This window comes from Psychrobacter sp. Marseille-P5312 (assembly GCF_900291405.1).
GTDB lineage: Bacteria > Pseudomonadota > Gammaproteobacteria > Pseudomonadales > Moraxellaceae > Psychrobacter > Psychrobacter celer.
In genome coordinates this window covers 2,334,150-2,354,498 of the sequence record NZ_OLML01000001.1, presented here as the reverse complement: position 1 = coordinate 2,354,498, position 20,349 = coordinate 2,334,150, and the positions used below count along the sequence as shown (strand labels likewise).

The following is a 20,349-nucleotide window of genomic DNA, read 5'->3' as shown; positions in this document are numbered from 1 at the left end:
TCTTCCCATAAAGAGATAAACAGGCATTGCTACAACACTACTAAATACTGGCAATTGATACTGTTAATAGGTACTTTTCCATTATCTCGGCGACTAGTCTATCAGTACGATCTGCAATCTTTTGAACAGACCAACTGTCTTGTTCAATTAGTGATTCGTTTAAATATAGTCCATTATTATAGCCAACTTTACGCCCTTGCTTATCCACTCGGTTTTTCTTATCTTCAAAACTTTTATTACCTAGCGCGCTGTTATAACCAGAGATGGTTAAATTCCCCAAGCAGTGTACATAAGCTTGACGATACTCCTCAGCAAGCTCTGTATCTCCATCAGCAATCATTTCTACCCAGTCAATCGGTATGTTGTCGCCTTGAGGAAAAATATGTTCAATAGTCCAGACATACTTTTTACCTTTAAGCGCCCATAGATCCACTTGAGTCTCACGAGTCATACGACTTTCTTCTAAAGCACATAGAACGAAACGACAGACTGCTTTATTATCCTCGTAAATGGGTCCTTTGAGACTCTTCTCAAACTGCTCATCACTAGCGCTTTCGGCTTTGAGTCTAGTTTGAATATGCTTAACCACTTCATCGCCTTTTAATGTCATGATACTCTCAACCACATCCATAAAAATACGAGTGAGATCTCGGGTTGGTGGTAAGTCAGTCGCGTTTCGGCGAACGAAATAGGAAATCAAGAATTCTACTGTTTGTTCTAAGTGGATGTCTTGCAGTTTAAGATCAGCCTTACATTCAAATAGCACCAACAGTAGTAGATATGCTGGTCTACCTTGGATACGATCTAATGATAGTAATAACGAAGATAATTTAGGCTGATTGGGCACAGCGCGATAACTTACAATTTGCGCATAGTATTCAGACATACGAATCATTGTCTGCAGAAAACCTTCAGCATCTTGGGTTATTAGTTTTTCATATATTTTAATCAGATTCGACTTGGTGGCTACCGGTACAGAGACTATCTGCTTTAAACTGGACTTAAAAGCGTTGTAGTATTGGCGGAAAAACCGCTCTTGTACTGTGTAATCGTCACCTAAAGCATCAATCACTTTTTTCCAACGATTATACTGTTTATCAATACTACCTTTGTCTTGAGATTCTAGTACAGCAAGTAGCTTATTTTTGATAAGGTCGATGGCGGTAAGCGGCACGCCACGGTTATTTAGCGATTCAAATAAAGTGTAGGCGTCAGAAGTACTTGCTACTTCAATCTTCACTAAAGTTGCTGTATTTACTTTTTCTAATAATTCTTGAAGTTTAATAATCGGATTATCACTGTGCTCAAGATACTGGTTAATGCGAGAGTGAAAGTGCCGGTACGCTTTAAACACTCGGCGATTACCTGCATGTGCAGCCATCTCTATATCTTGAAGAATGCCTATACTATCCAATACCGAAAAATAATCTTGTTGATTATTATTCTGTACTTGAGGTACTAGACGTGGTTGATTTGGCATTTTCTTTAAGATCAGTTTATGCCTTAGATTATAGAGCTCCATCTGCTGATCCATAACTAGATTCGGCTGCTTACTAAAAACATCATAAATTGCCGCCAATAAAATCGATACCGTCGTCATACGTTGTTGACCATCGACTAGCTCAAGCTCTTGCACTGCAAGGGCATCCTGAGATTGATTGATACAGATAATGGAGCCCAAAAAGTAATGAAGTTCGTTATCTAATAAATCATCGAGCAGTGCATCCCACTGTATACGACTCCAAGTATATTCACGTTGATAGCGTGGGATAACGTATATTACATCGCTTTCAATATCAAGCAAGGTAGAAACTGGGTAGTTATAAACGGACTTAATCATAATTCGTTAATCATCTTGGAAGTTGTTATATATTCATTAAGATATTTTTCAAAAGAAAACTCTCGGCTTTCTATTTGCTGTGAAAAATTATTAATCCAATCACCAGCTTTACGCTGGTATCTATCTATCTTATTTTCAGGAGACATTACTCCAACTGGCCGAATAGCATAATCCATTAATACATTCAAAGCAGCATAACCTTGCTCGCCTAGAGTATGGAAATAGTCATTAGTAAGCCGATCTATATCGTTACGAAATAGGATTAAATCGTTAATTCTGCTTGAGCTGATAGATTTCTTAGGATTTAGCTTAATCCCAAATACCTTACATGCTAGTGGTAGCATATAGCGCCTAGGAACATGAAAACGCTCTAGGTTTCTCAGCTGATTAATGAACTCAACTTCTAGCTCTTTAATTTCTCCAATATTCTCATGCCAGCGAAGCATAATGTCATGCAATTGCTTAGTGTGAGCAAAGCTAATTTCTACACTCTTACTCTCAAAAATAACTTCATTAAGGTTATTCAGACGACAGAAACCTATCTCAAAACGTAGTCTATGCGTTCGATTATAGCTGTTGGTGATACGGATAAAAGGTATCCATTGATCATTTTTCCATGGCTCAAAACTACTTTCCTTATGTATCAGATCTATGTGACAAAAAGAGCGTGTTTTAGGCATTATTATTTTTAGACATGCCATATCCTTCAATGCTGTGAAATCAAAGACTACCTTAAGTGCTTCTGCTGCGAGCTCATATGCTTGCTGGTTAGTCACTAATTTATAATTCTCAGTCACTACCGCAAAAACATAGTCGCTTTCGCTCTCTACTACTGCAAAATGACGCGGCAATGCATGATAACCAAATAAGTCTCCACTCTGCCGAGACGATTGTATAAATACAGGTTTCAGTTCGACAGGAAAAAAAGCTACTGATGGATCATAGTCTGGCCAATTACACTTCATTTATTCAGTCCCCTGCTGCTGCTTATTGATCCAAAGAATTACACTGGGAGCTACTTGAACACTTTAGTTATAGTTAGTGCTGGCACGTACTTCTTTGGCCAGTAAATCAATAAGTTTCATAATATTCCTTGCGGATAGGTAGGAGTGTTGCTAATAAAAAATGCAAAACTACCGAGTACAAGTGTTACAGATTTAAACTTCAACTTGTATATTCGACAGATAGGCAATGAATAGACTTACACTCTTATGCTTATCTCTTTTGTTTTAGAATCCATACTTTTCACGCCTACTAGTAAACGCTTTTTCACTGCCTTCCATAATATCTAGAACAGCCTCAGTCACATCTTGGCGATCTAAACCACCTTGCGCTTTGCAAATTCCTCTACCATCTTTTGCTTCGAAGGCATAAAGCAAGTCTGCATCACCATTAACTGGTAGGTTGGCATTATGTGTGGCAAATATGAGCTGTCGCTTCATTTTCATGCGACGAATCATTGGAATAAGCTCGTTAAAAACAAAATTTGAATCCAGCTCATCTTCAGGCTGGTCGATGATCAATGGCCCTCCATCTTGCGCCAAAAGTAAAGCTAGAACTGCGGTATTTCTTTGCCCATCTGATAAGGTGTTGGCTGATATTTTACCTGCCGCAGACCCATCTGAACGGTAAAGTGTGATATCAATAGAATCAGGAATACGGATAGTGCTAACACGCTCCCAATCCGAAGGCTTAAGGTCTAACTCAGCCTTAACTTCAGATAGACTAGGATCATGAGCTATTTCACGGTAAAGTGATTGCCAGATAGGCTCATCAAGGTTAACAGCGCGGTTATAAGCCGGCAAAATTAAATCTGACCAGTGTCTTGCAACCTTTTTCTGATAGGTCGAAGGCTTTAACTCTTCCCATACAGCTAAAAAAGCCTGTTCATTACCTTGATAAACGACCTCCACGGACACGAAAGATCTTTTACTATCTTCGTAAACAGCTAGCTTGTTAGCTTTGTCTGCAGCCTGCTTTCTGAGGTCAAGCTGCTGCCCCCAAATAGTTTCTAAGTCTTGCTTTAATACATCAAGTTCCTGAATATCATTACCATATTCCTTATTTTTTCTTTCGAGCTGACTAACTTCTCGTTCTTTTTGCGACTTCTGAGCTGATAACGATGTTAGCTCTTTTATATCTTCTGGCTGTATACCTTTTGATGCGCAAGCCTCTTGAAATATACTATCTGCTTTATCAAGTTGGTCTTTAATTGATGACCATTGCTTACTTTCTGCAAAAAAACTTTCAAGCTTTGACCTATGTTGCTCAATTAACTTTTCAATACTATCTTTTAATACTTGGTTAGCCTTTTTAACTTCTTGATCAAGAGTTTTAAACCACTCCGCATTAGGCGTATCATCATGAATAAAGCCACTAAAACTCACATCAAACTCTAAAGCTTTAACCTTCAGTTGTTCAATATCGTTATTAACTAAACTAGCCACAGAGTCAATATAGGTCTGCTCTTTTTTAAGCAGACTATGGGTCTCAGCATCAGCCTGTACATCTTGTCTTGCTTGCCACTGTTGCGTTAAACCTTCAATTTCCTGCTTCAACTTAATGATTTTTTCTGAGTTATCATCATGTAGTATTTTTAGACTTTGCTTGTGCTTGATCTGACCTAACAAAATCTCTTCTTTCTCTTTTAACTCTTTCAACTCGTCAGCAACGAAGCCGTCTACTAACTCTAGTAGCAGCTCTGTACTTTTTAATTGCCCATTCTCATCTGCCTCAGTAATCTTATTCAATTGCTGCTGACTAAAAAATTGAGCAGGCAAACCTTTTAATAATATAGCCTGGTCTTGTGCATCGTGACTTGTAACTGACGTTCCCGCAGACGTAAGCTCAAGCGTATAATTCACACCGTGCTTTTGACGGTATTCGACTGTCGCTTTAAAGTCTGGGTTTTGAGTGGTTTTTTTAACTCGCTCGGCTTTGCTACCTTGCTCTTTATTTTCCTTACCCAAGGAAAGACGCAAATACTCAAGCACTGTTGACTTGCCACTACCACGCCCACCAATTAGAGAGTTTTTATTGGGTGAAAAGTGAATTTCTTGGTTATCTAAAAATTCAGCCCCTTCGATTTTAATGGATTTGATATAAGGGTAATTACTTAAAACGGATGGGTTTTTATCGGTTGTGACGTCCTCAGGTAACTTAATGCGAGAAGTAGGATCTAAAAATGCTTGCCGTAATGACTCAATAGAGGGTTTGGACATTTTAATCCAAGTATGCCTATAGCCAAGACTGTTAGGCTTTGGTTTCCCACAGCTTTCTGTCTTTAGAGATTTTGCATCTGATGACATTATGTAAGCGGGATAAAACCCGTCTCTTTTCCAGTCAGTATTTCTTCCCTCTAAGATATCTAAATACTTTTGCGCTGGTGGGTTCTTAGTCACTTCAACACAATACAACTCAGGGTGTTTAAAATCCTCTCGGTATATCGACTGCTCTAACATACCGCTAGCTTGGTCTGAATGAGCCGCTATAACAATACCACCCATTTCGCCCTGAACTAAACTAACAAGCGTTTTCAATGATACATTTTGACCATCTTTTCTAAGTAAGTTAGGCGTACCTGAATAAAACCTTTCTGACTCAGATAATCCAAGCTTTGTAAGGTATCGGTTACACTCTTCTAACTGCTTCTGTTTTCTAGCAGTTGGGAATAAACATAAAACATGATAGCCAATATCCACTTCAAACCCAGGAAAAATAACCAATGGGCTGCGTCCAACCTCTTTTGCAACACCTTTGTTCTGTTCAACCAAATGAGTCAAAAACCAGTCTCTTGGATCAGTTTTTTGTGAGAAGTTATGATCAGTTATGCCAATCACATCTAACTCAAGCTCATGGCAACGTGTTAGAAAAGCCCTAGCTTTTTCTTGAATACTTTTCTCACAAAAAGCTCCCTCAACCCTTGGTCTTCTTGGTTCCCCTAAACGCAACTCTCTATCAGCCCAATGCGCACTATCCTCGGGAGTCTGTACTTGTAAATCGCATTTTAGCCAGCGCATACCTTGGTAGTTTTCACCCATTACAGACTATCCCTCGCCGCGCGCTTTTCAGCCAATGTCAAATGATGATCATTAATCCGATCACCCTCCTTGCCTTCATACTCTAAACCTAAGGTGTACCAAGGCGCAGACTCGACATCCTTACCACGGTCTTTCTTCCAGTGAATATTAGGCTTCCAGCGCAACACGCCAGCATCTTTTTTACCGACGTCTCGAGCCTTCATAAATGGACGTATATTTAAGCGTACCCCGTCATTAAGATCAGGATTCCAGCCGATAGACTGCTCTGCTAAGGGCTTCCAGCGTACAAAGATATCGTAAGGTGCTTCGCCTTCAAGAATAGCTTCTAGCTCGCGCTTAAGTGCTTCAGCGGCAGCGAGACGTTCTTGTGCGCCATCTTCGCCGCTAGCCATTCCGCTTTGCTGAGTACGAATCCAATCCCCAACATAGGTATAAATCAGTCGTTCCAGCCCCGCTTTGTCTAGCATATGATAATTGACCAAGGCGCTAAAACCGTCATTTAGACCGTCCCATATATGCCAAATAAAGGGACGATGTTGGAACATCTTGCAGTGCTGCTCAAAGAATTTATCACGTAGCCATTGGTTAAGCGACTTCCCCTTCACTGTTTCCAGCAAGCGATTTTTTAGAGGTGTGGTCCAGGCTTCGCCATAGGCTGCCTGTAATAGTGCTTCCAGACGCTGATCTGCTGATTTTTCACCACGAACTGCTGGCAAGCAGACGATACCGTCGTCGTCAGTAAATTGGTTCAGCTCTTGACTACGTGCTACCCACTCACGCTGCTCTGCGGCTAACTCCATTTCTGTATCTAATTCCACAGGCCAACGATAACCTAGCAGGCGAGCAACGGCGACCTGCAGTACAGACTCATCTATACGCAGTTCTCCCTCTACTGTCCACTTAGTCTCTTCATCCCAAATCACTGAGCCGCAAGGATGGCCGTGGAATATCCATTGGGTAGGATCATTGGTATATGGCTTTGGCAGTCCGTTGGGGTACTGATGTTCAGCTACCTTGGTCCAATAATCAAGATCTAAAGGAATTTTACCAACATAACCATTATCTACACTGAGTTTTTGATTTATTTTTCTAAGCTCTTGTGGAAATATTTCTGAATTACACATTGCCCATAACGCAGGTAAATTCTTTTGGTTTTTTGGAATTATAACAGGAGTGGTATTAGCAAATTTTTCGCCAATAAATATAGAGGCAGGTAGTTCACTCATCTGTGCAATAGAAATTCCTTTAATACTAAAGGCAGACCATCCACGCACTGCTGAATTTTTAAACTGATTTACTCCATCCCAATTTATAATAGAGTTTTTACCTTCATAAAAGAAAATTCCCTTTGGTACTGCTTCGAGGTAGTGCCATCCATCGATACTTTCGTTAAACTCAAAAACATAACGGACGAATCTAGGGTTATCACCTGTTGATGTACCTTGATAGCATGAAGCAAACTCACTAAACCACCTCTCGTTTTGGCTCTCTTTTAGCTTTATGATTTTGTCCGGATTATCAAGTTGTCTATCCTGGCTCACACTATCAATACTGCTAGAGATTAATGCAAAAGATTTTTCTAAAGTATTCTTATATTGGGATGTATCAATACCTCGAATAAGCTGATTAGCACTTTTGCTATTTTCTATCGAAACCATAGCAATGTTAGTTATATTGCCTGGCCCCAAATCAAAAGCTTCAGCACCACCACCTAGTTTTACTATAAACTTCCAGTCGTAATTAAGTAATAGCTTTTCTCTAAACAACTCATAAGTAGTCAGAAATAACCAATTCTGCGTTAAAACCACACTAGCTGTACCACCCTCTGTACAGAATTCTAAACAACGCTCTAAAAATACAGTTGCTAAGTCGTTCTTGCCTTCAGCATAATACCTTTCACAGTAATCTTTTAATGTGTCGTCCTGATTACCCCTGCCAAGGTAGGGTACATTAGTAACAACCCAAGTGTATTGACTACCCAGGAGTTCAGCCGCTTTCGCTAAGCCCTGAGCCACAATCCCTGCTTCTAATTGATTTGTTTGAGCACTGCTATCAGAGTCATGAACCTTGCTTTGGTCTTTTGTTAACGCCTCTCCTAATAACTGCTCTAACTCATCCCATTTAGCAATCTTTGCCGCATCACTACGGCGCGGGTTTATCAGGCTACCTAACACTGGCGCATCTTGGAAGGTTTGATACATCCAATCAAGAGCAATGCTTAGGTTTTGCTTGCCAGCATTACGGCTAAGCAATTTCCACTCGTCTCTGGCAGCGGTAATAGATAATCCGCTACAGGCTAAATTCAATTCTGGCAGCTTGCGATATCCGCCACTATTTTTATATCGCCAAGCCTCTAGTGCTAAGGCAAAGACAGCCAACTCCACACAGCGTTGATCTAACTCCAACCCATGTAAGTTTTCGCTCAATACCTTATCAATGGCTTGTTGTTCAGTTAAACCCTCGAGTTGCATACGCATCGGTACAAGCATGAGGAATATGGCTACTAAAAAGTGACCTGAACCGCAACATGGATCTATGGCTTTAAATTCACTCAGATCATCTGGCCAGGCATCAAAAGTGCCAGAAGCAGGTTGCCACTGTTTGGTTTGCTCGTCTTGTACAAAGCGCAGGTACTCAAGTGATACGCCTGGTATAGCGGCTTTGTCACGTAGCTCTTGCTCACTGCTGGCATGTTGCCAATCACTCTCAGTCAGTCGCTTGCCAGCCCACCAAGCACCTAAGGCATTATCAAGTAAGAAGCTCACCATGTAAGGTTCAGTAAATAGCTGGGTGACAGGTGACAGTTCATCTGCACCTATCTTCACTTCAGACGCATTCACCTCTTCTTTGCGTTTGCTCTGCCAAAACTGATATACCCAGCCCAGGCTATCTTGAGCTTGGAAAGTTTCTAAAGATAAGCCAGTGACGAGTTGTTCTAAACTACGCTGATGCTCAGGAGAAAACTCCAACTCAAACACTGGGGAGTCTATACGAAAAATCTGCGGCAGCATTTTCGATGCCAATACACCTGCCAGCTCCCAACCGTTTTCACAGCGTCGTTCTAAATCATCACGGGCGGTATCTGGGTCTTGCACCAATTCGTTGCAATCAGCCAGGGTGAGCGCTGTGTATTCGTCGTACATGAGCAAGTTGTTTTGCTCAAGGAACCGAGCAAATAACATACGGTGCCAGTGTTCATAAGCCACTTCGGTGACTAGCTTATGAGTACCTTGTTGACCATTGTCTTTTTTAATATCGCCTAATTGACGACCACGTGCACGCAGGCGAGTTCGCAATTTGCGCTGATCTTCACTTAAATAATCAGCAGGCTTAGCATCGCCCACACTCAAACGAGTGAGTGCTTGAGTTGCTGCTAGTTCAGCAATATCACGAGCTTTAATCACTGTTGCCTCTAACGTACGACGTAAAACTTTATCAAGAGGTTGTCGAGTTGTTGTCATTAAAATTTCACCAAGATAATATTAACTATATCTACATCTGATAAATATAAAGGGTATGCAAAGTATTCATTTGCTGGCCTTATCACTGTTTAGAACCCTTACGAGCTGCAAGCTTCTGTTTTAAAGACAGATGATGATCATTAATCCGATCACCCTCCTTGCCTTCATACCCTAAACCCAAACTATACCAAGGCGCAGACTCGACATCTTTACCACGATCTTTCTTCCAGTGAATGTTAGGCTTCGAGCGCAACACGCCAGCATCCTTTTTACCGACGTCTCGAGCTTTCATAAATGATCGGATATTTAGGCGCACCCCATCATTTAGATCTGGGTTCCAGCCGATAGGTTGCTCTGCTAATGGCTTCCAACGTACAAAGATATCGTAAGGTGCTTCACCTTCAAGAATAGCTTCTAGCTCGCGCTTCAGTGCTTCAGCCGCTGACAGACGCTCTTGTGCACCGTCTTCACCGCTAGCCATGCCACTTTGCTGAGTACGAATCCAATCACCTAAGTAGGTATAAATGAGTCGTTCCAAGCCAGCTTTGTCCAACATATGATAATTAACCAAGGCGCTAAAGCCGTCATTCAAACCGTCCCATATATGCCAAATAAAAGGGCGATGTTGAAACATCTTACAGTGTTGCTCAAAGAATTTATCACGTAGCCATTGGTTGAGCGACTTGCCACCTACTGTTTCCAATAAACGGTTTTTTAGAGGTGTAGTCCAAGCTTCGCCATAGGCTGCTTGCAATAGTAATTCTAAGCGCTGATCAGCAGCCTTTTCGCCACGCACAGCTGGCAGGCAAACGATACCGTCATCGTCAGTTAATTGATTAAGCTCTTGGCTACGTGCCACCCACTCACGCTGCTCTGTGGCTAACTCCATTTCTGTATCAAGTTCGGCTGGCCATTGATAACCTAGCAGTCGAGCGACGGCAACTTGCAGCACGGTATCATCAACTCGCAATTCGCCATGAGTAGTCCACTTAGTCTCTTCATTCCAGACCACTGACCCACAAGGGTGACCATGGAATATCCACTGGGTAGGATCGTTACTGTGTGGCTGGGGCAAACCATTAGGATATTGCTCTTCAGCTACTTTGACCCAGTAATCGAGATCAAAGGGGACTTTTTCGAAAGTGCTATTTGCTGGCTTTAACGAAGAATCAATTTTTCGAACTTCTGTGCTCAATTTACCGGACAATCCATACGCAACTAAGGCATTATAATTTCTGTAATCAAGAGGTACTATAGCAGTCATATTACTATCATACTTCTCCCCAAGATAAAGTGCCGGTGGCAACGCTGCCATTTGGCTTATTGCTATACCTTTATTGCCCCAAGCTCGGTTACCTTGACGGCGAGCCAAACCCTTACCATCGTCACCCCAGTAAAGTAGATATTCGAGTCCTGCAAAATGGTATTTACTCTCAAAAGTGCTTTGATAATAAACCCAATTCGCTCTGTTATGTTCAACCTCCCAAAAGCAGCGCCGTACCTTACCATCGTCTCCGGTTTTAATTCCTTGAACACACTTGCCGTGACGCTCTAATCTTTTACCTTCAACATTTTCAAACGTCACTAAATGGTCAGGATTTCTTAACTGCTTACCTTGTTTAACACTTTTAACATCATCTACGATTAGCCCTGCTATTTTTTCAGTCACTGACACTATCTTTGATACATCTATGCCACGTATCGAGTTAACCATACTGCTATCGTTCAATAAACCCGTAGACTGACTTTCTGTATTACCACGACTCAAGTTAAGCAAGATGACTTTTACAACCTCACCACTAATGGTCTCAAATGCACCCGGTCCCAGGCGAGCGATCAAATGCCAGCTGTCATTCTGTAAAAGCTTCTCTCGGAAATTTTTATACGAGCTCTGAAACAACCAGTTCTGGGGTGAGACAACGCTAGCCGTACCGCCATGGTTGCAAAACTCTAGGCAACGATCTAAGAATACTGTGGCTAAATCATTCTTACCTTCAGGGTAGTATCTTTCGCAGTAATCTTTTAACGTATCGTCTTGTTTACCACGCGCCAAGTAAGGTACATTAGTAATAACCCAAGTATATTGACTGCTCAACAGCTCAGCCGCTTTCACTAAACCTTGAGCCACAATGCCAGCTTCTAATAGGCTAGTTTTAGAACTGCCATCAAGGTCATGAGCATTGTTTTCGTCTTTTGCTAATGCATTACCTAATAGTTGCTGTAGCTCATCCCATTTGGCAATCTTTGCCGCATCGCTACGGCGTGGGTTAATCAGACTACCTAACACTGGCGCGTCCTGGAATGTTTGATACATCCAGTCCAGCGCAATGCTTAGGTTTTGCTTGCCAGCATTTCGGCTTAGCGCTTTCCATTCATCACGAGCAGCCGTAATAGACAGACCGCTACAGGCCAAATGCAACTCTGGTAGCTTGCGATATCCGCCACCATTTTTATATCGCCAAGCTTCTAGTGCTAAGGCAAAGACTGCCAACTCCACACAGCGCTGATCTAGCTCAAGCCCATGTAAGTTTTCACTTAGCACTTTATCAATGGCTTGTTGTTCGCTTAGATTCTCAAGCTGCATACGCATTGGCACAAGCATGAGGAAGATAGCCACTAAAAAGTGGCCTGACCCACAACATGGATCTATGGCTTTAAACTCACTGAGATCATTTGGCCAAGTATCAAAGGTGCCTGAAGCTGGCTGCCACTGTTTGGTTTGCTCGTCTTGTACAAAGCGCAGGTACTCAAGTGATACGCCTGGAATAGCCGCTTTATTGCGTAGCTCTTGCTCACTGCTGGCATGTTGCCAGTCACTCTCAGTCAGTCGCTTGCCAGCCCACCAAGCGCCCAACGCATTGTCTAATAGAAAGCTAACCATGTAAGGTTCGGTAAATAGCTGTGTTACAGGAGATAGTTCATCAGCACCAATTTTAACTTCAGACTTATTTACTTCATCTTTACGCTTGCTTTGCCAAAATTGATAGACCCAGCCAAGGCTATCCTGAGCTTGGAACGTTTCTAAAGATAACCCTGTGACGAGCTGCTCTAGACTACGCTGATGCTCGGGAGAAAATTCCAACTCAAACACTGGGGAATCAATACGAAAAATCTGTGGCAACATCTTGGAGGCTAGCACGCCAGCTAGCTCCCAACCACTTTCACAGCGGCGCTCTAAATCATCACGAGCTGTATCAGAGTCTTGAGCCAATTCATTGCACTCATCTAAGCTTAATGAGGTGTACTCGTCATACATTAATAGATTATTTTGCTCTAAGAAGCGCGCAAATAGCATACGGTGCCAGTGCTCGTAGGCTACTTCGGTGACTAGTTTATGAGTGCCTTGTTGACCATTGTCTTTTTTAATGTCGCCTAATTGACGACCACGTGCACGTAAACGAGTACGCAATTTGCGCTGCTCTTCATTTAAATAGTCAGCAGGTTTTGCATCGCCCACACCCAGGCGGTTGAGTGCTTGAATTGCCGCTAGTTCAGCGATATCACGAGCTTTAATCACTGTTGCCTCTAGCGTACGACGCAAAGCTTTATCAAGAGGTTGTCGAGTTGTCATCATTAGAAGGTCACCGGCCCATCACTAAGTTTATCAAGAATTTGAGTTTTAACTTGTGCCAGCCAGGTATTGACGTCTTCCTCTGTCTCAAAAGTCGCTCGTTGCAGAGCAATATGCTGTACTTTAGGCTGCAATCTTCGTAACGCCTCCATACGTGCACTCTCAAACTTGCTGGCTAGAGCGTCTGTACGGTCTCTCCATTGCTCGAGACTAACCTCATTCAAAGCATCGAGAATGGCATCAGCATTATTTAGAGCCGGCTCATTAAATGTTGTTAACTTGAACCTATTCAGAATCTCATTTTTCTGAGTATCATCTAATTGCTGCCAATAGCTATCCGCTTCCAACTGAGCCAAATTCTTGGCATGCTGTTCGAGGTAACTATCCACACGATACTGTACAGCTTCCCGTAACTTATCAACCAATTGCTTACTAAGGCTAGTAATTGGATTAGGCTCGTCTAGTAATGAGCGATTGGCTTCGATGGCACTTACTTCGGCTTGAATATCAGCTTGGAATGACAGACCCTGACTCTGGTCTAACAAATCTTTTAACACGAACCAATCAGATCGCCTCTTTTGAATCTTATCAGCAGTCTCAGCCCATTTCTGGAGTGATTGCTTAATAGTATCTCGTTCATCTAAAACATATTTAAGCTTAGCGTTTCCAGATTGCTGGCCGATTTCATCAAACAACCTATAACTTGGACGCACAGGGAAAGGAGCATCACCACCCGCTTCTTTTGCCAACGCTCGACCTTTCTGTATTAGCAAATCTAGTTTAGTCGCCTCTTCACCAGGCTGGCACGCAATGCCACTAGCATTCATTAATCCGCGTATCTGAATCATATCTACTGGGCGAATAGTAATGCTTTCTGGTAGAAAATTAGTTTGACCAATTTGTTTACGTTCTAATTCTTTTACAGAGATGGGATGGTTGTCACTGCCACTACCTTTAGCAATCAAAATACCACTAGCCAGCAAGGTATATAGAGCGCCGTCGATAGTATCTTGCGGCCAACCGTAGGGAGCGGCTGAAAAATGATCTCGAATCTCACTACCTTTTTTAGATACCCCTATGTAGCGCTTGATCTGTGCGCAAACTGGATGCTGCTCAGGCTCATCAGAGTAACCTACAGCTTCTAATGCATTCTGTCCGCCATCTTTGCGAGCTCGATCATAGACCTTACCCCATCCCGTATTATCAGCAACATCAAACTCACGATACAGACGAACTAATGATGCTTTAGCAGCCGTCTCAACACGCTCTGCAATGCTATTACCTTCAACTTCACTACCACCGGCTTGCAATACTTGCACGCCAGCAAAAATCTCACTCAATAAAGCTTGGACTTGCTTTTGTGCATCACGATGGCGAGTTTCCATCGCACTACGAGCATCCGTACCTGCGTCAGTATTAGGAATGCCACGCTTCTCTAGTGTCGCAAATGCTGCATTCTCTGTAATGATTGCATTGGTCAACTCAGAGCGGTTACGCGCAGGGATATAAACAAATATTGTTGGCTCGCTAGGCTGACGACGACGGGCTTCGGATATAAAGCTTTTTTCATCAAGACTCCAACCGTCCTGTATCCAAACATAGACTTTTTCACTGGCATCGCTTGGCAGCTCTAAATCGAAACTAACAATCAGCTGACGCATCTCATTAGACTTACCTTGAGTCAATCGAATCTTGCTAATGTCCTGGCGGATAGATTTATGGAGCAGGTCAACACGTATATTTTCGACGCGCTGCATATTACCACGCAGATCTGCCTCCTCCTGACGTAGAGTGTCATACCACTGGGCACTTTCTTGCGTTTGCAGTCGGTATTCAGCGCCTACGCTAGTCTCCATAACCATCAGCAGACCTTCTTCAGTCAACTCTTTCAGTAACTGAGGCACGGCCGTACGGATCGCATCCTTGCCGTTATTAAAGTCTTCTATCAGTAAATCCGCAAGCATATCAGCGGTGGCTCTTACACCACAATCAGCTGCTGGATCAGTAGGCAGTTTCCCAATCAACAAGACCAAAGCGAGTATACGAGACTTGAGCTTGTCATCAGCATCACCCGCAGAAAACCGACCAATGGTTTCTGTGATTTCCTTAGAGATTACACCTGTCTGTAAAAGGTTCACTGAGATTTGATCATAGATAAAATCAGCTGGCACGACATGACCTAACGGCTTGTCTGCTGTAGCCTGAGCTGCTTCATGAATGACTTTGAGCTGATTACGTAGCTGAGAAACTGTACCTGTAGTATCTACAATACGTAAGACCTTTTCCCAAAAACGCCGGCGTACCGGCAATAATGGATAATCAGCCAGTAACACTTTCTCGTCTTCACGGTGATGTTCAATTTTCGTACCTCGTAACTGCCGAGATATTTCTCCTAGATGAGATTGCAACATTGCCTCTAGTTGAGGCTTAACCGAGGCTTTCTTCTGTAAGATAACTTTGCGGATAACTGACTCAACATCAGTGTCAGATAACTGCACAGGAATCTGGAAGCGCCCAAGCAAACGTTGTAAGTTTGCCATACCCGACAATGCACTTTGACCAGTGGCAACAAATAGCAATTTACTTTTAAATTTAGAATGTTTGCAGCAAGTCTCAACCATTTCTTGAACTTGATGCGCTTTTTCAGCATCAGTGCCAATATATTGTTGTACCTCATCTAATACAATCAGAGTGAGTGGAAAGCTACCATCCGATGCCAGAGCATCATAAATTGCATCTACCATCTGTTGGTTAGTAACATCTGAGGCAATGGGATACTGTTCACGAAGAAGCTGTCGCACCTCTTTAAAGTCTTCGCCTAGCGTATTATCTTCTTCCAGCAATGCTCCAGCAATACTACGAGAGACATAAAGATCTTCTAATTCATCTTCCCAGTAGTCTCCTTCAGCTTCAACCCTTGCTTTAGTACTCTCAAAAATACCTTTTTTCTTGAGCCACATTACAAAGCGAGCTTGATGGTACTGCTCTGGAAGTCCAACAGATTTGAATATAATATTAAGTAGTGCCATGCGCACATTATTATTTGCACCTGACCCTAATGTTCCAGATGCGGCATGAAGACCACCATATCGATTAGCAACACTGCTCAGCTCTTTGAATTGATCTTTAATTTCTAATGGCAAATCAGCAATATCCCTTGCTCTAGTTCCATCATTGAATTCTTGGTTAATCCAAAAAGCTCTAAGCATCTTTGCCAGGTGCGACTTACCTGAACCGAAAAAACCAGAGATCCAGACTCCTGGCTGCTCATGATCACTGTTTAGGTTTGTCAGATAGGCAGATAAAATTTTATCTAATCCAGCTTCATACTCACCATCACAGACGAATGTCTGTATTTCATAACGCAAAGTTTTAAGAGCTTGACTAGACTGATCATCTTTTACTTCTGCAACACCATTGTTTTCTAATCGGTTCAGCGTCGGATCTAACTGATAAATTTCACGGTTCAACATTTCTTCAAGCTCCATTGCAAACATTACGCTGATCTAAAGTAAGACAGGTAGGTATATTATTAATATATATTAGTTTTCTGCTGTAATCGCTGTGGCCTGATAACCCCAGCCATCGCGAGCATCTAGCAATCGATAGGTGTTATCAATATACTCTCCTGGAAACAATACCAGTAAGCGACCTGGTACATGAAGAGCTAATTGCTTTACAAAGTCCGATACGGAAGCTAAGCCAAATAATGTGCCACACCCTACTAGAGCCACCAGGGTGTCTTCATCAGCTTCATTTTGAATACGCTCTGCTAACAGCTCCACAGACTGTCGAGTAAATACCTTATACTTAGACTTCAAAAACTCTGGATCTTCAAAATAGTCTTCACGGTATTTTTGTTCTGCCATCCATTCAGGAAACAGGCGCGTTATATCCAACTCTAACCAAGTATGTCCTGCGCTTTCAGTCGCCAAACGGAACTCTTCAGTACGCGCTCGTAGCTTTAGTTCATCTTCTTTGTGGTAGACGGCAAACAGTACACGCTGCTCATCTGCCAATCCTCTCATCCAGGGAATACTAATATAACTAGAATAGCTTTGAATCAGGCGATTCAATCGATTACTCATATATCCATGACTCCTCTTCCTCATTTAAATAGTTAGGAAATGTCACTTCCATCACCTCACTAGAGTGCTTGAAATCAATTAAACCACTGTAGCTTGCCTGCCTTGTCAGCTCGACCAAACGTTCCTGACGACAACCCAGGATTTTAGTCCATTCGGTATTAAACAGCCGATTTCCGGTCGCTCCCTGTAGATAGCCGAGTAATAGAGCAAATGCCACATTAACCGGCCTCACGTCAGGCTCAGCTCGATGCTTTTTGTTTCGTCCGTGCAAATAACCTGCGTTTGTCCATGTGCCGTTAACGTTTTGCGCTAGAGATTTGAGCGACGCTGCACTGAACCTGTCAGGATACTGATCACTAATAGCCTGTTCCATATCTTCTCTTGGCAAGTGTTCACCTAACTGCAGAGATAATATTTTGGCTTTGGACATCTCTAATATAGGATCACGCGTCAATGCCATCTGACACGCCAGTAAAGGGCGTGCGCTAGCATCACTCTCCCATAATTGTCGGAAGATTCGAAAAAGTGTAATTTCTGTATCCATGCCATACAAATCGACGAGATGTCGCCAAGTCAAGGTGCGCGACTTACTGGTAGGTTTATGTAAAACGTTAGCCTGCTCAATATCATCACGATAATCGTCAGGTTTTGCATTTACTGGTTGTCCCTCAAATAGCTGTGTCAGCTCCGAGAACATCATAGTGCGGGCTGAATGTGCACCATTTTGCCCGAATTTAAAGCCAAATTTTTGTTGATTTTCTTTTGTAGTCATAACTATAAGCTCTCATTGAATAATGAAGAAGTTGTGTCAATCATCTTTGTAAGTTAATGGCCCTAAAATTGTTTGTCATTATACCCTGGTATAACGCTTTATCAATAAAACCACTAGGTCTTTTCCACATTATTCAAATTGCGTTATAGATTGAAACCTTGAATACGTGTAGCAAATGAGCTGATTATCTTTCTACGTGGTCAACTTTCAAACCGTTGACTCTAAGGCTGGTGCGTACCTGAAACTCTGCAGTTATGATGGAAAGAGTATTACAATTGGCTATATATTATCTTTTGAGTTAAAAAAGCAGTACTATAACAATCTTAATCTATTAGGCGTTGCTGGCTGCTCAGGTAAAATACACTTTCATATTGTCCAGGCGATTCACTTAACATCGCTTATCATTTTATGAGCAATATGAATGTACATTACATATATTTCGACTCAATTTTAAACCTTTATTCATTATTATAAATTAGATACGATCTGCTTCTTAGGTGAGGATATCGGCGATTTTTAGGGTATTGCATTATTAACTTTAATAGGATAAAGAAACAAGCAGTTAAAATAGTCCTACACAATAAATTACTTTTACGCCTTTTATCATATAGCTTAGAGGGAATTACAGCCTTACAACAAATACTCAGGTGGCGTGTCTGATATTGGGGTTTGAATTGACACCCCTCCTACCCTGCTTAGAATATATTATCGTGCATGAGCTACTACATTTCAAAGAACGCCAGCATAACGATAGATTCAAGGCTCTGCTAGATACTCAGATGCCTGACTGGCGATCAAGGCGTGACCTACTCAATCGCATGCCTTTAGGTCAAGAGAATTGGAAGCAGAGAGAAAAGATTACTTAGAGTGGAAGTTACTTTGAATAAGCTAAAAAAACAAACTGTGATATCATCATTTCAGACTTAAAATTGATAAGACACATAAGCTATGACTCAAAAAGATGAACAAGAATCAAATGCTCTAGTTAAGCGCACTAACAATGGACTCGTGACCAGCAAGGGTCGCAGAAGTCAAATCCGCTTAACGACTGATATCATAAAAGCAGCAGCAACTTTACGAACCTCTAGTCAAGCACTAGTCGATGAGAGCTGGATGCAAGAAATATGGGACTGGGCAGATAAGTTCGAAATTGAGGACGATATTATTCCTCGTAATAAAGCAGATTTAACAGAGCTAGAGTCTTTACGTATTTACATGTGTAGCTATAAAAGATTTTATGACTGTTTGCAGGAAAAAGAAGAGGCGGAGAACACTCTGGCAGCAGACATGGAAATGCGGCGAAAAATATATGAAGAGTGTGGAGGTCTTTCTAGCCCTAGTGATACAATAACACTGATGACAAAAATACGTGATTTAAATAATGAAGTAGAACGTTTGAAAAAAATATTTTTCGTCACTAATAAAATGAATTATATACCTGTTGAATTCAATCACCTTCAGAAATTTAAAGAAATTGACGTTCGAGGAGCCGAGTCTATTAATTTTATAAAGAATGCTCAACTGCTTATTAACTTAAGGAGTTTTGCAGCTTATGGGTGTAGTATAAATAATTTTTTTGACAAAATTTGTGAGTTAAAACAATTAACTGATATCACTATTGTTGCATCAGACACGATAAATATACCTCAGTGTATCCATCAACTTAAGAATCTGACTAAACTTATAATTGAAAACTGTGGATTAATCACAAATCCTGAAGAGATATACAAGCTAACTCACTTGAAATTTCTTAATATGATGGGTACTAAACTTAGCTTTTTGTCTGAAAGCATAGGCAATTTTAGTATTCTTGAAAAACTTAATGTTCAACGTAATCAGTTGAACTCACTACCTGAAAGCATAGCCAATCTTAGTAGTCTTAAGACACTTGATATTGCTTCTAATCAGCTGAACTCTCTACCCGAAAGCATAAGCAATCTCAGTAGCCTTGAAACACTTAATATTCGCTATAATCAACTGAACTCTCTACCTGAAAGCATAGGCAATCTCAGTAGCCTTAAGACACTCGATATTCGAGGTAATCAGCTGAACTCACTACCCGAAAGCATAAGCAATCTTAGTAGTCTTAAGACACTTGATATTGCTTCTAATCAGCTGAACTCTCTACCCGAAAGCATAAGCAATCTTAGTAGCCTTGAGACACTCGATATTCGAGGTAATCAGCTGAAATCACTACCTGAAAACATAGGCAATCTCAGTAGTCTTAAAACACTTAATATTGATTCTAATCAGCTGAACTCACTACCCGAAAGCATAAGCAATCTTAGTAGTCTTGAAACACTCAATATTCGAGGTGATCAGCTTAACTCACTACCTGAAAACATAGGCAATCTCAGTAGTCTTAAAACACTTAATATTGGCTATAATCAATTAAACTCACTGCCTGAAAGCATAAGCAATCTTAGTAGCCTTGAAACACTCAATATTCAAGGTAATCAGCTTAACTCACTACCCGAAAGCTTGAGTAGTCTCAAGAAATTGAGAGTTATTTATGTTTATCTTAATCAAGATATCTCAATACCTGATAGTATTTCTCATTTAATAGAGTATTAGAAA

General features: G+C 41.5%; 10 protein-coding genes. 2 read left to right on the top strand and 8 right to left on the bottom strand.

All coding sequences use genetic code 11. From position 1 onward, the window contains the following. Positions 1-40 precede the first annotated feature (40 nt). From C6W44_RS10145 to C6W44_RS10110, 8 genes are all read right to left on the bottom strand, one after another. Positions 41-1,840, bottom strand: a complete 1,800-nt coding sequence (locus tag C6W44_RS10145) for a DUF262 domain-containing protein (protein WP_105245347.1) — start codon at positions 1,838-1,840, stop codon at positions 41-43. Further along, on the bottom strand, positions 1,837-2,805 hold the full coding sequence (locus C6W44_RS10140; protein WP_105245345.1) for a hypothetical protein: 969 nt from the start codon (positions 2,803-2,805) through the stop codon (positions 1,837-1,839). Before C6W44_RS10140 ends, C6W44_RS10145 begins: the two co-directional genes overlap by 4 nt. A gap of 264 nt (positions 2,806-3,069) precedes the next feature. Beyond that, positions 3,070-5,880, bottom strand: coding sequence for a TrlF family AAA-like ATPase (locus tag C6W44_RS10135; protein WP_105245343.1), 2,811 nt, complete (start codon positions 5,878-5,880; stop codon positions 3,070-3,072). Beyond that, positions 5,880-9,341, bottom strand: coding sequence for an Eco57I restriction-modification methylase domain-containing protein (locus tag C6W44_RS10130; protein WP_105245341.1), 3,462 nt, complete (start codon positions 9,339-9,341; stop codon positions 5,880-5,882). Before C6W44_RS10130 ends, C6W44_RS10135 begins: the two co-directional genes overlap by 1 nt. 82 nt (positions 9,342-9,423) lie before the next feature. Then, the gene (locus tag C6W44_RS10125) at positions 9,424-12,858 is read right to left on the bottom strand and encodes an Eco57I restriction-modification methylase domain-containing protein (protein ID WP_199774479.1); all 3,435 of its coding nucleotides are present in this window, start codon (positions 12,856-12,858) and stop codon (positions 9,424-9,426) included. 56 nt (positions 12,859-12,914) lie between these two features. Beyond that, positions 12,915-16,409, bottom strand: a complete 3,495-nt coding sequence (brxC, locus tag C6W44_RS10120; RefSeq protein WP_199774478.1) for a BREX system P-loop protein BrxC — start codon at positions 16,407-16,409, stop codon at positions 12,915-12,917. A gap of 45 nt (positions 16,410-16,454) precedes the next feature. Beyond that, the gene (locus C6W44_RS10115) at positions 16,455-16,940 is read right to left on the bottom strand and encodes a DUF1788 domain-containing protein (RefSeq protein WP_199774477.1); all 486 of its coding nucleotides are present in this window, start codon (positions 16,938-16,940) and stop codon (positions 16,455-16,457) included. A 52-nt stretch (positions 16,941-16,992) separates the two neighbouring features. Continuing rightward, positions 16,993-17,772: a hypothetical protein gene (locus C6W44_RS10110; protein ID WP_075101223.1), complete on the bottom strand. Its 780-nt coding sequence runs from the start codon at positions 17,770-17,772 to the stop codon at positions 16,993-16,995. Positions 17,773-18,419: 647 nt separating this feature from the next. Between C6W44_RS10110 and C6W44_RS10105 the strand changes: the two genes are divergently transcribed. Both C6W44_RS10105 and C6W44_RS10100 read left to right on the top strand, forming a co-directional pair. After that, positions 18,420-18,638: a M48 family metallopeptidase gene (locus tag C6W44_RS10105; protein WP_264755623.1), complete on the top strand. Its 219-nt coding sequence runs from the start codon at positions 18,420-18,422 to the stop codon at positions 18,636-18,638. An 82-nt stretch (positions 18,639-18,720) separates the two neighbouring features. After that, a complete protein-coding gene (locus C6W44_RS10100) occupies positions 18,721-20,346 on the top strand; it encodes a leucine-rich repeat domain-containing protein (RefSeq protein ID WP_105245339.1) in 1,626 nt (541 codons plus the stop codon). The last annotated feature ends 3 nt before the right edge of the window (positions 20,347-20,349 follow it).